Raw genomic sequence first — 13,094 nt, forward strand, 5'->3', positions numbered from 1 at the left:
ACATCGCGGTGCGCTACATGGCCGGCAGCGGCAACGTGGAAGCCCCCGGCTTCGGCGAGCCGCTCAACTGGTTCGTGGCGCTCGTCACCCTGACCACAGTGCTGGTCGCCTCGCAGTTCGGCAGGGGCGTGGTGAAGCTCTCGGCCATCATCGTCGGCATCGTGGTGGGCTACGCGCTGTCGCTGCTGCTCGGTATGGTCAGCTTCGAGGCAGTGGCCGAGGCAGGCTGGGTGGCGGTACCGCAGTTCATGCCCTTCGAGTTGGAATTCCACACCTCGGCGATCATCGCCATGGTGATCATCTGCGTGATCAATTCCGTGCAGACCATCGGCGATCTTTCGGCCACCACGGTGGGCGGCATGAACCGCGAGCTGAGAACCCGCGAACTCACCGGCGGACTATTGGGCAACGGCCTTACCACGACACTGAGCGCTTTCTTCGGCGCCCTGCCCACCGCCACCTTCAGCCAGAACGTCGGCATCGTCGCAATGACCCGCGTAATCAGCCGCTTCGTGCTGGCACTGGCCGGCGGCTTCATGCTGCTGGCCGGATTCAGCCCCAAGTTCGGCGCCCTGGTGACGACCATTCCTTACCCGGTGCTCGGCGGCGCCACCGTCATCGTCTTCGGCATGATCACCATGACCGGCATCAAGCTGCTGATAAAGGACGAACTTTCCGCACGCAACATGACCATCGTCGGCCTGTCGCTCGCCCTTAGCCTGGGCATCGCCCAAGTGCCCGAGGCGATCGCGCAGCTTCCCGGATGGATACAAAGCGTGATCGGCGGTTCGCCTATCGTGGTGGCGGCCATCACCGCCTTTATCCTCAATCTCGTGCTGCCCAAGGTCACCTTGGCGGACGAAGAGCGCGAGCGTGAACGCATGGCTCGCGCCGACGCGGAGACCGACTGCACTGACCCTCAGGACCGGGAGGCCACCCTTCGCTCCCATCGCCAGGAAGGCTCGGCTGGCAATACCAGCAGCAGCTGAGGCCCGCTCGGCCACCCACTGGCCGAGCACCTCGTTTCATCGCGATGTATTTGAGCCCTCGCCAGGGCCACCAGGAGTGACAAGTGAAAAGCCTGAGCCACCTTTCCGTCAAAATGAGCTGGACGCTGGTCCTGCTCGCCTTCCTCTCCTTGCTGATCGCCTTGAGTGCCATGGGGCTCTATGCGGTCAACCACAGCCAGCGCAGCTTCGATACCTTCAGCGCAGTCAACGTGAGCCAGCAGGCAGCACTCAATCGGGCCAATTCGATGCTGCAAAGCGTACGCATCGACATGGCCGGCGTTTACGAAGAACTCCTGGAGCGTTCGCTCAGCGGTGAGACCGGGAGCTCTATCGACGCCGAATCACTTGAGGGACGCCTCGCAGAGGTAGTCGAGAACTTCAGGCTCTTCCTGGAGCTTCCCGTGCGCCCAGAGCACGCAGACCTGATAGGCCCCATCGAAGCCAGCTTCAACGCCATGCGGGAAAATAGCCTGCAGCCGCAAGCCGAGGCGCTCGCCCATGGCGATCTCGCCACCTTCCAGGCACTGCGCGCCCAGGCTACTGCCCATAACGACGATTTCTATCGGGCCGCGGTCGGCTTCTTTCACCGCGTAGAGGCCGAGGGCGCCGAGCGAGCGGAAAGCTTCGGCTCGGTGGTCACGACCGCCCAGCGGGTGATCGTCTTCGTCTTGCTCGTGGCGTTGATCGTGATCGGCATCGTCTACCGTGGGGTGAGTGCCAACCTCATTCGGCCGCTGGATCGCATCGTGCAGCACTTTCAGCGCATGGCCGGGGGCGATCTCTCTTCACCGGTCGAATCCCACGGCAAGAACGAAATCGGCAAGCTCTTCACGGCGCTGGCCACGACACAGCAGGGCCTCTCGGCCACCGTCGCCACAGTGCGCGACAGCAGCGCAGAAATTCTCGCCAACTCCCGCGAGATTGCCAGCGGCAACCGCGACCTGGCGGCACGCACCGAGCGTCAGTCCGCTTCGCTGACCGAAACGGCCTCGAGCATGGAGGAGATGACCTCCACCATGGAACGCAACAGCGAAAACGCCTCGCTCGCCAGCGACATGGCCCGCGAGGCGGCCGAGCGGGCACATCAGGGCGGCGATGTCGTGGCCAATGTGGTCACGCGAATGCAAGAGATCCGCGACAGCTCCCAGCAGGTGACGGAGATCATCGGCCTTATCGACTCGATAGCCTTCCAGACCAACATCCTGGCCCTGAACGCTTCGGTGGAAGCGGCCCGGGCCGGCGAACATGGCCGCGGCTTTGCCGTGGTGGCCAGTGAAGTGCGCCAGCTCGCCACACGCAGCGCCGATGCCGCCACCGAAATTCGCCAGCTGATCGAGACCTCCGTGCGTCAGGTCGAAGCCGGCACTCAGCAGGCCGACAGCGCCAGCAGCACCATGGCCTCGATCATGGCCTCGGTGCAGCGCGTGAACGAACTGATGAACGAGATCGCCGTGGCCTCCAACGAGCAGCGCACCGGCATCGGCGAGGTCAACACCGCGGTGGGGGACATGGATCACACCACCCAACAGAACGCCGCCCTGGTGCAGCAGGCCAGCCTGGCCGCCAGCCAGCTGCAAGCCGAAGCGCAGCGCCTCGACGAAGCCGTCGCCAGGTTCAAGCTGGCCGATATGTCACTGGAACCGGCAGGTCCCGCGACGACCTCACCATCCGACAATGCGAGCTATATGCCGAGGCTGACGGGGCAAACAGGATTGGCGACGGCCTGACTCTCGGATGGAAGTGCGTGACGCTTGGCTGAACGGCAAGGTTGACAGATGCCTGTTCCTTTTATAGAACGTTCATTAAAAGGAACAACCTGAGACCAGCCACTTTGGACAAGCTTTCCCTCGGCACCCTGGGGCAACATCTGCAGACCCTGCGACAGGCGCAGGGTTTGTCGCTATCGCAGCTGGCCGCCGCCGCCGGTATCGCCAAGTCGAACCTGTCGCGACTCGAGCAGGGCAACGGCAACCCCACCCTGGATACCATCTGGCGCCTGGCGGTACAGTTGAAGGTACCCTTCGGCACGCTCGTGGCGCCCATCGCAGTACCCTTGGGCGAGGACGGCGTGGAGGTCCGCTTGCTCGACCAGGGCAAGGACCACCCTCAGGTCGATGCCTACTGGATGCGCTGCGCACCGAATACCTTGCGTCGTGCCGAGCCCCATACCCCCGGCGCCCGTGAAACCCTCACTCTGATCAGCGGTGCACTTGAGGCCGGTCCGGAAGGCGACACCCGCACTCTCTCGGCCGGTGAATCCCTTACCTTCGCCGCGGACGGCCCCCACCTTTACCGCACCGGGGAGAGCTGGGCCACGCTGCTGCTCAGCGTCGTCTATCACGAGGAACAGAACTCATGAGCCTGGAAGCCGCGCCCTCGGCCACCCGCCCTTGGCTGACTGGCATGAGCGAGGCCGTCCCACTGCTCGGCGGCTATGTGCCGGTGGCCATCTCCTTCGGGCTGATCGCCACCCAGGCCGGCTTCAGCGCCTGGGAAGCCGTGGCGATCTCGACACTGATCTATGCCGGCGCCTCGCAGTTCCTCTTCGTCGGCATGGTGGCCGCCGGAGCGCCGCTGTGGCTGGTGGTGGCCATGACGCTGCTGATCAACCTGCGCCATGTGGTCTACGCCCCCAACCTGGCCCCCTGGCTGACGCCCAGCCGCTTATGGCCTTGGCTGATGCACGGCCTCACCGACCAGATTTTCGCCGTTGCCCATGCCCGTCTGCCCCAGCTACCGGCCTCTCAGCGCCTTGGCTGGTTTACCGGCGCGGCCCTGCTGGCCTGGCTGAGCTGGATTGGCGGCACGGCGCTGGGCGCAGTGGCCGGCGGCGAGCTGATTGCCCGCTGGGCCCTGATGGGTGAGATCCTGCCCTTCGCCCTGCCGGCTCTTTTCCTGGTGCTGATAGCGCCCCGCTTCACCTCCCGGCGCTGGAGCCTGGCCCTTGGGCTGACCATTCTCAGCGCTCTGCTACTGACGGTGACGGGCCTGACCAATGTGGCGATTCCCCTTGCTGCCGCCTGCGGCGCCCTGTGCTTCCAGGTCGTCAAGTTCGGCCACTCCCCAAAAAGAGAACACCCGCCAGGAGAACGCCATGAGTAGCGCCCTGTGGATCGCCGTGCTCGCCTCGGCGGCGGGCACCCTGCTGATACGCGTGCTGCCACTGTTCTGGATGCAGCGCCGACTCGAGCGGCAAGAGGACGACGATAGCCTGGAGGCGATGCCCCAGTGGCTGAGCCTGCTCGGCCCGCTGATGATCGCCGCCGTATTCGGAGTATCGCTGATGCCGGTAACGCCCGACGCCGTCTCGTGGCTGGCTACCCTCATCGGCGTGTCGGCGACCCTCGCCGTGTGGTGGCTCAAGCGCACCCTGGGCTGGCCGGTGGCCGCGGGCGTGGCGGCCTATGGGCTGGTGATGATGATTTTCGGGTGAGCACTGCCATCTACTAATATAGTCAAAACGGCACCAGCACTACCTTGGAGAACGCATGACCCTCACCGCCCCGCCGCGCACGTCCGGCAAGCACCGGCGCCATGCCGTGACCCGCCAAGCAGGACCACTTGCCCTGCTGCTGACTCTGGTGCTGGTAGCCGCCCCGGCAACAGCCAGTTGCCCCGAGACATCCAGCACCGACCTGGCGGCAATCAAAGGGGCTGACGAGCAACCCGCCCTGCCTTCCGGCCGCGAGGTGGTCGTCGACGGGGTGGTGACCGGCGAGTTTCTCGGCCGCGAACGGCTGAACGGTTTCTATCTGCAGCAAACGACGGAACATGGCCCCGTCGGCCTGTTCGTCTATATGCCCACGGCAACGTCGGGCGACGCGGAACTCATCGCTCCCGGCACACACCTGCAGCTCCACGCCCGCACCGGCGATTATCGCGGCCAGATCCAGCTGCAGCGGGTCGAACGGATCGAGACCTGTGCCCAGGACCAGTTGCCAGAGCCACTTGCGGTTGACTGGCCGCTAAGCGAAGAGCAGCTGTCACGCAAGGAGGGCCTACTACTTGAGTTTCCGCAGACGCTGACCGTCACCGGCAACTACGAGCTCGCCCGCTACGGCTCCCTGAGACTGGCCGCCGCCCGTCTGTTCCGACCCACGAATACACCCGGCGAAAGCCAGCAGCGGGAAATCCTCGAGCTGGACGACGGCAGCTACCGCGCCTTTCCGAGCCCAATTCCCTACCTGGATGCGGATGGCACCCGCCGTGTCGGCAGCACCGTTCAGGGGCTGACCGGGATACTGACCCACGCCTTCGACGCCTACCGCCTGCACCCGACTCTCGAGCCACGCTTCGAGGACGCCAACCCGCGCCCGGAGCCACTTACAGAGCCCGGGGAGCGGCTGCGGGTAGCGACCTTCAACGTCGAGAACTACTTCGTTACGCTCGGCCAGCGAGGTGCGGCGGACAACGCAGAGCTGGAGCGGCAGCGTGCCAAACTGGCCGCTGCGGTCGAGGGGCTACAGGCCGACATTCTGGCTCTGGTGGAAGTGGAGAACGACCCAAGCGCCCTGGCCGACCTGGTCGAGCAACTCAGTGAACGGACCGGGGTCCGCTATCGTGCGGTCGGCGGGAGTGCCGACCGCGGCAGTGATGCCATCAAACTCGCCCTGATCTACCGGCCGGACCGGGTAGAGGCCGTGAGCGAGCTTTATGCCGACAACGACCCGACCCACCACCGCCCGCCGCTGGCGGCCTTCTTCCGCAGCGTGGACGGCGGTCCGGCCTTCGGCGTCGTGACCGCCCATTTCAAGTCCAAGACCGGCTGCCCCTCCCGGGGCGATATCGACCGCGGCCAGGGATGCTGGAACCAGCGCCGGGTAGAGCAGGCGCAGGCCATGAATAGCTTCCTCGACCGCCTCGCTGACGCCGAGGGACACGAGCGCCTGCTGCTGACCGGCGACCTCAACGCCTACGGCGCCGAGGACCCGATCCGCACCCTGGCCCATGCAGGACTGGTCAATCTGATAGCCCGAGAACTGCCGCCGGAACAGCGCTACAGCTATGTGTTCCGCGGTGAGTCGGGCTATCTGGACCACGCCCTGGCCAGCCCCGAGCTGGCCGCGGCCGTGGCAGAGGTACGGCCCTGGCCCATCAATGCCGATGAGCCGCCTTACCTCGGCTACGATGGGCCGGACAACGCAGCGCCCCATTTCCGCCCCGACCCGTTCCGCTCCTCGGATCATGATCCCATCGCGGTAGACCTGGAGTGGCGTTAGGTGGGAGCCGCTTGAGACTCGATGATGGGGCGCCGATCGGCATCGTGGACGCCCGCATCATCACAGAGGAGTTAGCGACGCCGACGTCCCAGATCGATGTCGTCGCGAGTGGTGGCCGCCCCGGCGGCAGCACCCAGGCCACCACCGATCACCGCCCCTCTGGTCACGTTACCGCCAGTCATGGCCGCAGTGCCGGCGCCGGCCGCCGCCCCCAGGCCGGCCCCGCTCAGCGCTCGTTCACCGGTGGTGGTACCACAGCCGGTGAGTCCCAGGGCCAGCACGCCAGTCAACAGTCCGATAGATAGCATTCGCATATCATTTCCCTCCCAAGAGATAAGTAATCAATCTTCCAGTTTGATTTTTTGGCAACCAAGCAACCGCCCCGGCCTTCTGTGTCCATTCGACGTCTTGGCCGGAGCACAAGTCGTCAAAACCGCGCAGCGCAGCATCAAATCGCATGTCATGGGGACCGCTGGTTACCGATGCGCTGTATCCCTTATACAGCTCCGGGAGGAAGTGGGTTCATAGACCGCATAACGATCCACACTCTTTGAGAATTTCAGGCACTTGAGTATCAAAATGGCGACGGGAAAGGCTGAAGCGCATCGAGGGTAGAGATTTAAAGCAGGCCTGCTCGATATCGTTCCCCAGCATATCTGCCAGCCAATCAAGTAGGGCTGAAAATCGGCGACTTCGTCGCGTACCGCCGACAGCTGATCGGCATCCAGGTCATGGGACTGCACCTCCGTCAACCACTGAAGTATTTCTGAGGCTCGCCCACCTTTACCGTCAACGCCATGACCAGATTCATGGGAGAATGAAGCTGATGATCACCAATGTACGTAATCACACAACGGAGAACACACTACAACCATGTCAGGCTACATAGCTCGCTGGGCTATTTGCCACCCGTGGCGTAATGCCCAGCAGTACGCATGAAGCAGCGGTTTCTCACATTGTGAGCGGACCTAGATCAGGGGGAAGGTCAAAGAGACTGGAATGTGGGTGCTAGCTCAATGCTTGTCGAGGCCCAACACCCCATCACTTCACACAGTTAGTCTGCGTGGAGTGATGGGTTAAATCAAAAGCAGCTCCCATGGACAGGGAAATGCTACTTAACGGCAGTGACCACCAACTCCAGCAACACGTTATCGCCAAGGTCCGCGACGCCTAAAGTCGCCCTGGCAGGCAGGTGTTCCGGGTCAAACCACTGAGTCCAGACATCATTCATGCCTTTCTTCAGATTCAAATCAGAAACGTAAGCCGTAGCAGAAACGATGGACTCCTTGTTGGATCCGGCTTCAGCAAGATAGCTCTCCAGCTTGTCCAACACCTGCTGAGTCTGGCCTGCCATGTCCAAGCTGAGATCATCGGCGATAATGCCACCGAAGAATACAAAGCCATTGGCTGCAACAGCACGATGCATGATGGGGGTACGAATACTGCGTTCGATCATGTGATCAACTCCTGTGATTGCCTGTCTATAGGCGTGGTATCGCTCTTTTCGGCATGCCGAAAGGAGAGCAAGATGAATCAAGTAGCAATCAGTGCATCAGCCTGACGAGCGATGGCCCTGAAAGCGAGTGATGGAAAATGGCTGGATCGGGTAGGCCGGCTCCCGCCCCAGCGCTAGGTCAGCGACGATTTCCCCGGAGATGGGACTTAGTTGAAAGCCGTGAGCAGAGAAGCCGAAGGCGTGTATTACGCTCTCGGATGCACTGCTCGGACCTAACACTGGGATCTGGTCCGGCATGACGGCTTCTATCCCTGCCCAAGTCCGGACAATGCGTGCCTCATGCATGAAGGGGAACAGACTCAATACGGTGTCGGCATTTTCCGCCAGCCCACCAAGGCAGGTCTCCGCGACCTGGCGTCGTGTATCGACTTCTCCCCGAACGCCTCCGCCGATCAGCACCGTGCCGTTTTCAAACTGCTTGAAGGAAAGTGGCCGGGCCGTCGCGCCAATGACCGGACCTAGAAATGGTTTCAGTCGCTCGGTAATCATCAGCATTGGTGCCTCAGCGGCGAGAGGTACCGGCTCTCCCAGCCATTCACAAAGCGTACCGGCCCAAGCACCAGCACAGTTGATGAGGATATCGGCAGTGAAACAGTGACGCCCCGCCTGAACCTGCCAGCCGTTGCCATGCTCCTCCAGACCGGTGACAGTCACGCCTTCGAAGAAACTGACCCCTTGCCGTTGCGCCTGGCATCGCCACGCTGTCACCGTACGATAAGGGTTGGCATAACCATCGCCATCACAGGCGAGACCACCAGGGCAGTGGGGAGACAAAGCAGGAACCCGCTTATGTAGCTCGTCCCGGGTGATGAGGTACTCATGATCGAACCCAAGGGAACGGAGCTCCCGTTCACGCTCTGCTAGCGTCTCCAAGTCTGCGTCATTCTCGGCAACCTTGATCTGTCCTACCGGGCGGAAACCGCAGTCATCACCGACCACCTCGGCCATGCGTTGCCAGCGCTCCCAAGCCGCCATAGCCAGGGGAATCTCTGCAGGATGCCTGCCCAAACGGCGCACACCACCGGCGTTAACACCTGAGGCGTGCCGTCCGGCATACTCCTTATCTATCACCGTTACCCGATGCCCCTGGGCACTGAGATGGACAGCAGCACTACAACCATGGAGGCCGGCCCCGACGATCACGACCCGGGCACTCATCCCGAAGCATCCTCAGCAGCGGTTGCCAGCTGCCCCAAGGTAATGGGTTTAAAGGGGGGACGAAGGCGGTAGTACCCCGTCTCGGCAACGCTCTGCCCGTTGGCATCAGCCAGCAACTCGCTGACCGTCAGTCCACACATGCGCCCCTGGCAGGGCCCCATGCCACAACGGGTGAATGACTTGGTCTGGTTAGGGCCACGACACCCCTGCTCGGCCATGCGGCGAATTTCACCGGCAGTAACCTCCTCGCAACGGCACACTAACGTTTTATCTTCAGGCAGCCGCCAATGGGCTGCCGGTCGGTAGAGGGCATCAAGGAAGGGACGAATCGCTGTTTCTCGCGCCAGTTCACGACGCAGTTGTTTCACTTCCTTGTGAATCTTCTCTTCACTCACACGACCGAGTGCAATGGCGGCTCCCAAACCTGCCAGCCGTCCCTGCATGGCCGAAGCCTTGGCCCCCACGATGCCGCCGGCATCGCCAGCGACCGCAATCCCCTCGACATCTGTCACTAACCAGGCATCTCTTCGCGGCTGCCATGCCAGTTGTCGCTCGTCCCAGTCATGAGTACAGTCCAGCGCCCGCGTAACCTGAGTGTTGGGCACGACCCCTTGGTGCAGCAGCAGCAGCGGTGTTGACAGGCAGTGCCATTCAGGATCGTTGCCGCACTGCCAGCGGATACGCTCCAGCCGGCCTTCGCCTTCCGCCTCCAGAGCCGTCACATGCCGAACATGCCTGACGCCTGCACGCCGCAGTTCGGCCAGTAACCCCAATCCCTTGAGCAGAGTCCTAGGATTGCGCAATGCACCGGGCAGTAGCGGGAGTGCATCTCGGAATTGCCCCGCCGGGGTGGTATCGAGCAAGGCAGCAATGGAAATCCCGGCCCTCAGATATTGCACAGCCAGCAGTAATAGCAATGGCCCACAGCCAGCGAGAACAACCGGTGCCGAGGGTGCCAAACCAGCACTCTTGAGCAGGATCTGGCCGCTTCCGGCGGTCATGACACCAGGCAGCGTCCAACCTGGAATCGGAAAAGGTCGCTCCATGGCACCATGGGCGAGAATGACATGCCGGGCTCGCACCATCGATGCTCGCTCACCCTGGAGCAGCCCGACCTCGAGCCGTCGGGTGAGCTGCCAAAGGGTAGTACCAGGACGATAGTCGATGCGGGGGTCATTCAGGCCATCTACCAGCGCCTTACCATGCCAGTAGTCATCGCCAAGAATTCTCCGCTCCTGGAGAGGTGTCGACTCTATTGCACGATAAATCTGCCCACCAGCCGCCGGCTGCTCATCGACCACCACCGCGGTGATGCCATGGGCCACGGCAGTGGCAGCAGCGGCCATACCGGCAGGACCGCTGCCTAGTATCATCAAGTCATGGGTCGTCATCAGCCGAGTCTCCTGGCACCGTCTTGCGAACGGATCTGCATGCCATCTTTCACGACAACTTGGCAGCCCTGGACATTGGGTAGGTCATCCACCTCAACCAGGCACTCGAAGCAGACACCCATCATGCAGTAGGGACCCCTCGGGGATCCGCTCACCGGTGTGGTACGGCATGCATCGACACCCGCTGAGAGCAGCGCAGCAGCAATGGTATCGCCCTCCTGGGCAGTGACCTGCAGGCCGTCGAAGTACACGATCACTGTCTTCTGTGTAGCTGCATCAGGCAGGGATAACCGTTTGAACATCGAATCTCTCCGCGATGAATGGGGCTATTTCGCTGGGCAATGAATCACCAGCGATCCAGGGGGCAATACGTTTGGCGTGGGCTGCCGCCAAGGTCACTCCGCTATGGCAGCAGGCCACGAATGCGCCGGGGTGGGAGACCGAGGCCTGATAGAGCGGATAGCCATCCGGCGTCATCACGCGCAATGCACCCCAGGTGCGTACTACCCGCGTATTGGCCAATGCCGGCAGGGCACGCACGGCTCGCTGGGCGATAGTCGACAGCACAGGGGTCTCGGTGCCTTCGTCAAAACCGACGTCTTCATGGGAATCCCCCATCAGGATCGAGCCTTCCCCCGTCTGGCGGAGATATGTGGTCGGCAGATTCAGCAGGGGGCGCATGCGCTCAGTGACCAGGATCTCGCCTCGATTAGGTATCAGTGGGGCATACAGCCCAACCTGCGGTGCCAGGTGGCGGTTCCCGAGACCGGCAGCCAGCACCACTCGCTCCGCCTGGACTCGCTCCCCCTCACGCTCGATCACGAAGCTGTCCCCGTTCTTGTGAACTCGGTGAACCTTGCTGCCGGGAAGGAACGTTCCGCCGCAGCGAAGAAAGCCGGCATGCAGCCCGCGTAACAGGTAAAGCGGGTTGGCATGGCCGTCCCAACGCGACCATGAGGCTCCAGTGACGCTCTCCCCTATCTCGGGAATCATCTCGCGCAGCTGTTCATGATCGAGCATGGTGAAATCGAACTGCCCGCCAGTCGCCTGGGCCAGCGAGGTAAGATCTGCCTGTCTCAGCTCCATTTCCTTCCGGCTATAGCAGAGGTGCACGCCACCTGGCGCTTGGTGCTGAGTTGTCACCCCGGTGAGCTCTCGGAGCTCATCCGAGAGGCTTGGCCACAGGGAAGCAGAACTCATGCTCCACTGTGAATAACTCGGGATTTCGAGCCCCTTCCCCTGGACCCAGACCAGGCCGAAGTTGCCTCGAGATGCACGATAGGCAACATCGCCTTCATCCAGCAAAGAGACTCGATGACCGGCCTTGGCCAAACCATAGGCAATTGCACTGCCCACTAGACCGCCCCCAATGACGGCAAAATCATAGGTTGACATATGACCTCCTTACCCCTTGCCGATCAGGACTTTGTCGAGCCCATAGATGCGGTCCAATATGAGAACCAATAGGGCCGTCAGCACGATCAGCACAGTCGAGACAGAGGTGATCAACGGGTCGATGGTATGGGCGATGTGGTTGTACATCTGAACAGGCAGCGTCGTTGTACTGGGAGATGCAACGAATATTGTCATCGACAACTCATCGAAGCTGGTGGTGAAAGCAAGAATCCAGCCGCCAGCAATACCAGGCAAGATAATCGGCATGGTGACACGTCTAAAGACCGTCCATTGACTCGCTCCCAGCGACAGTGCGGCTTGTTCGACCCGGCGGTCCATACCGAATACCGAAGCCATCACCAGACGCATGGTATATGGCATGATGATGATTACGTGGGCCGCCACCAAGGCATAGAAGCTGCCATAGACACTGATCCGCGAGAAAAAACTAAGGAAGGCAACACCCAGCACCACATGCGGAATCATCAGCGGTGAAAGAAACAAGCTCACCAGGGCTTCCCGCCCCCGGAATTGGTAACGAGCAATGGCCAAGGCAGCAGGCACAGCGAGTACAGCGGAAACACTGGCGGCGCCAATACCAAGATAGAGGCTATTCCAGAATGCCTGTATAAAACTGCGGTTCTCGAGAATCGCCCTGAACCACCTGAGTGAGAAGCCGTTGGTGGGATAGGAGATATAACCGTTCGGTGTGAAAGCGACCAGCATGACAACCACAAGCGGCGCCATCAGGAAGACCACAAACAGCGTGTGAAAACACAGGGCCAGTTTGCCATTTTTTTGCATATGAGTGTCTCCTTCTAGCCCAATGTACGGCGAAAGCGCCTTTCCATCATCCGGTTATAACTCATCACCACGACCACATTGGCAATCAGAAGAATTACGGCAATGGAAGCGCCAAGAGGCCAGTTCATGGTGTTGAGATATTCGTCATATGCCGCGGTGGCTGCGACTTTTAGCCGTCGCCCGCCCAAGATAGCCGGAGTCGCAAAAGCGCTGGCTGCCAGAGCAAAGACAATCAAACTTCCGGAGAGTATGCCGGGCATGATTTGCGGTACTACGACGCGACGAAAGACCGTGGAGTGACTGGCGCCGAGCGATAACGCCGCATGCTCCACGGAAGGATCGAGCTTCTGCAGGGCAGCCCATACCGAGATCACCATAAAGGGGACTAGTACGTGGACCAGTGCCAGAATGATGCCGGTATGGGTATACATAAGGTTACCCGCACTGGCGTCAGCAATGCCCAAGGCTTCCAGAGTTTTGCCCAGCAACCCATTACCACCGATGAGCAGTACCCAGCCCAAGGTACGCACGACCACGGAGATAAGCAGTGGCGTCAAGGTGACGACAAGGAACAGTGAACGCCACGGGCTGCGCATTCTTG

At 61.6% G+C, this 13,094-nt stretch carries 15 protein-coding genes; 7 read left to right on the forward strand and 8 right to left on the reverse strand.

Annotated features, from left to right (window positions below; genetic code table 11):
• The 6 genes from AC2VNO_RS16235 to AC2VNO_RS16260 form a co-directional block, all read left to right on the forward strand.
• Positions 1–989, forward strand: a 989-nt coding sequence (locus AC2VNO_RS16235) for a uracil-xanthine permease family protein (protein WP_486935102.1), incomplete at its 5' end; no start/stop codon positions are given.
• 83 nt (positions 990–1,072) lie between these two features.
• A complete protein-coding gene (locus tag AC2VNO_RS16240) occupies positions 1,073–2,737 on the forward strand; it encodes a methyl-accepting chemotaxis protein (RefSeq protein ID WP_486935103.1) in 1,665 nt (554 codons plus the stop codon).
• A gap of 104 nt (positions 2,738–2,841) precedes the next feature.
• Entirely contained in the window at positions 2,842–3,369 is a 528-nt protein-coding gene (locus tag AC2VNO_RS16245) for a helix-turn-helix domain-containing protein (protein ID WP_486935104.1), read from the forward strand.
• Positions 3,366–4,112 (forward strand): AzlC family ABC transporter permease, encoded by a 747-nt coding sequence (locus AC2VNO_RS16250; RefSeq protein ID WP_486935105.1) that lies wholly within the window; start codon positions 3,366–3,368, stop codon positions 4,110–4,112. The genes AC2VNO_RS16245 and AC2VNO_RS16250 overlap by 4 nt, the downstream gene beginning before the upstream one ends.
• Positions 4,105–4,443 (forward strand): AzlD domain-containing protein, encoded by a 339-nt coding sequence (locus AC2VNO_RS16255; protein WP_486935106.1) that lies wholly within the window; start codon positions 4,105–4,107, stop codon positions 4,441–4,443. Before AC2VNO_RS16250 ends, AC2VNO_RS16255 begins: the two co-directional genes overlap by 8 nt.
• A gap of 55 nt (positions 4,444–4,498) precedes the next feature.
• Entirely contained in the window at positions 4,499–6,229 is a 1,731-nt protein-coding gene (locus tag AC2VNO_RS16260) for an ExeM/NucH family extracellular endonuclease (protein WP_486935107.1), read from the forward strand.
• Between the two features lie 71 nt (positions 6,230–6,300).
• On the opposite strand, the gene AC2VNO_RS16265 is transcribed toward AC2VNO_RS16260, so the two are convergent.
• Positions 6,301–6,537 (reverse strand): hypothetical protein, encoded by a 237-nt coding sequence (locus tag AC2VNO_RS16265; RefSeq protein WP_486935115.1) that lies wholly within the window; start codon positions 6,535–6,537, stop codon positions 6,301–6,303.
• 528 nt (positions 6,538–7,065) lie between these two features.
• Here AC2VNO_RS16265 and AC2VNO_RS16270 point away from each other — a divergent pair.
• Positions 7,066–7,149, forward strand: a complete 84-nt coding sequence (locus tag AC2VNO_RS16270) for an integrase core domain-containing protein (protein WP_486935116.1) — start codon at positions 7,066–7,068, stop codon at positions 7,147–7,149.
• A gap of 191 nt (positions 7,150–7,340) precedes the next feature.
• On the opposite strand, the gene AC2VNO_RS16275 is transcribed toward AC2VNO_RS16270, so the two are convergent.
• The 7 genes from AC2VNO_RS16275 to AC2VNO_RS16305 all read right to left on the reverse strand — a co-directional run.
• Positions 7,341–7,685 (reverse strand): RidA family protein, encoded by a 345-nt coding sequence (locus AC2VNO_RS16275; RefSeq protein ID WP_486935108.1) that lies wholly within the window; start codon positions 7,683–7,685, stop codon positions 7,341–7,343.
• Positions 7,686–7,781: 96 nt separating this feature from the next.
• The gene (locus AC2VNO_RS16280; protein WP_486935109.1) at positions 7,782–8,903 is read right to left on the reverse strand and encodes an NAD(P)/FAD-dependent oxidoreductase; all 1,122 of its coding nucleotides are present in this window, start codon (positions 8,901–8,903) and stop codon (positions 7,782–7,784) included.
• Entirely contained in the window at positions 8,900–10,294 is a 1,395-nt protein-coding gene (locus AC2VNO_RS16285) for an FAD/NAD(P)-dependent oxidoreductase (protein ID WP_486935110.1), read from the reverse strand. The genes AC2VNO_RS16280 and AC2VNO_RS16285 overlap by 4 nt, the downstream gene beginning before the upstream one ends.
• Positions 10,294–10,596 carry a (2Fe-2S)-binding protein gene (locus AC2VNO_RS16290; protein WP_486935111.1) on the reverse strand — a complete coding sequence of 101 codons (303 nt, stop codon included), beginning with the start codon at positions 10,594–10,596 and terminating at the stop codon, positions 10,294–10,296. The genes AC2VNO_RS16285 and AC2VNO_RS16290 overlap by 1 nt, the downstream gene beginning before the upstream one ends.
• Positions 10,571–11,689, reverse strand: a complete 1,119-nt coding sequence (locus AC2VNO_RS16295) for an NAD(P)/FAD-dependent oxidoreductase (protein ID WP_486935112.1) — start codon at positions 11,687–11,689, stop codon at positions 10,571–10,573. The genes AC2VNO_RS16290 and AC2VNO_RS16295 overlap by 26 nt, the downstream gene beginning before the upstream one ends.
• Before the next feature lie 9 nt (positions 11,690–11,698).
• Complete coding sequence (locus AC2VNO_RS16300) at positions 11,699–12,493, reverse strand: ABC transporter permease (protein WP_486935113.1); 795 nt, start codon at positions 12,491–12,493, stop codon at positions 11,699–11,701.
• 14 nt (positions 12,494–12,507) lie between these two features.
• Positions 12,508–13,094: ABC transporter permease (locus AC2VNO_RS16305; protein ID WP_486935114.1), on the reverse strand; the 587-nt coding region annotated here is incomplete at its 5' end.

The sequence above is a fragment of the Halomonas sp. TH-94 genome (genome assembly GCF_057473365.1).

What these genes read in the sequence shown, in the direction of transcription:
- AC2VNO_RS16290 (WP_486935111.1), bottom strand. Translation starts at nt 10,596, where the DNA reads ATGTTCAAACGGTTATCCCTGCCTGATGCAGCTACACAGAAGACAGTG.
- AC2VNO_RS16265 (WP_486935115.1), bottom strand. Translation starts at nt 6,537, where the DNA reads ATGCTATCTATCGGACTGTTGACTGGCGTGCTGGCCCTGGGACTCACC.
- AC2VNO_RS16255 (WP_486935106.1), top strand. Translation starts at nt 4,105, where the DNA reads ATGAGTAGCGCCCTGTGGATCGCCGTGCTCGCCTCGGCGGCGGGCACC.
- AC2VNO_RS16250 (WP_486935105.1), top strand. Translation starts at nt 3,366, where the DNA reads ATGAGCCTGGAAGCCGCGCCCTCGGCCACCCGCCCTTGGCTGACTGGC.
- AC2VNO_RS16275 (WP_486935108.1), bottom strand. Translation starts at nt 7,685, where the DNA reads ATGATCGAACGCAGTATTCGTACCCCCATCATGCATCGTGCTGTTGCA.
- AC2VNO_RS16295 (WP_486935112.1), bottom strand. Translation starts at nt 11,689, where the DNA reads ATGTCAACCTATGATTTTGCCGTCATTGGGGGCGGTCTAGTGGGCAGT.
- AC2VNO_RS16300 (WP_486935113.1), bottom strand. Translation starts at nt 12,493, where the DNA reads ATGCAAAAAAATGGCAAACTGGCCCTGTGTTTTCACACGCTGTTTGTG.
- AC2VNO_RS16280 (WP_486935109.1), bottom strand. Translation starts at nt 8,903, where the DNA reads ATGAGTGCCCGGGTCGTGATCGTCGGGGCCGGCCTCCATGGTTGTAGT.
- AC2VNO_RS16270 (WP_486935116.1), top strand. Translation starts at nt 7,066, where the DNA reads ATGTACGTAATCACACAACGGAGAACACACTACAACCATGTCAGGCTA.
- AC2VNO_RS16260 (WP_486935107.1), top strand. Translation starts at nt 4,499, where the DNA reads ATGACCCTCACCGCCCCGCCGCGCACGTCCGGCAAGCACCGGCGCCAT.
- AC2VNO_RS16285 (WP_486935110.1), bottom strand. Translation starts at nt 10,294, where the DNA reads ATGACGACCCATGACTTGATGATACTAGGCAGCGGTCCTGCCGGTATG.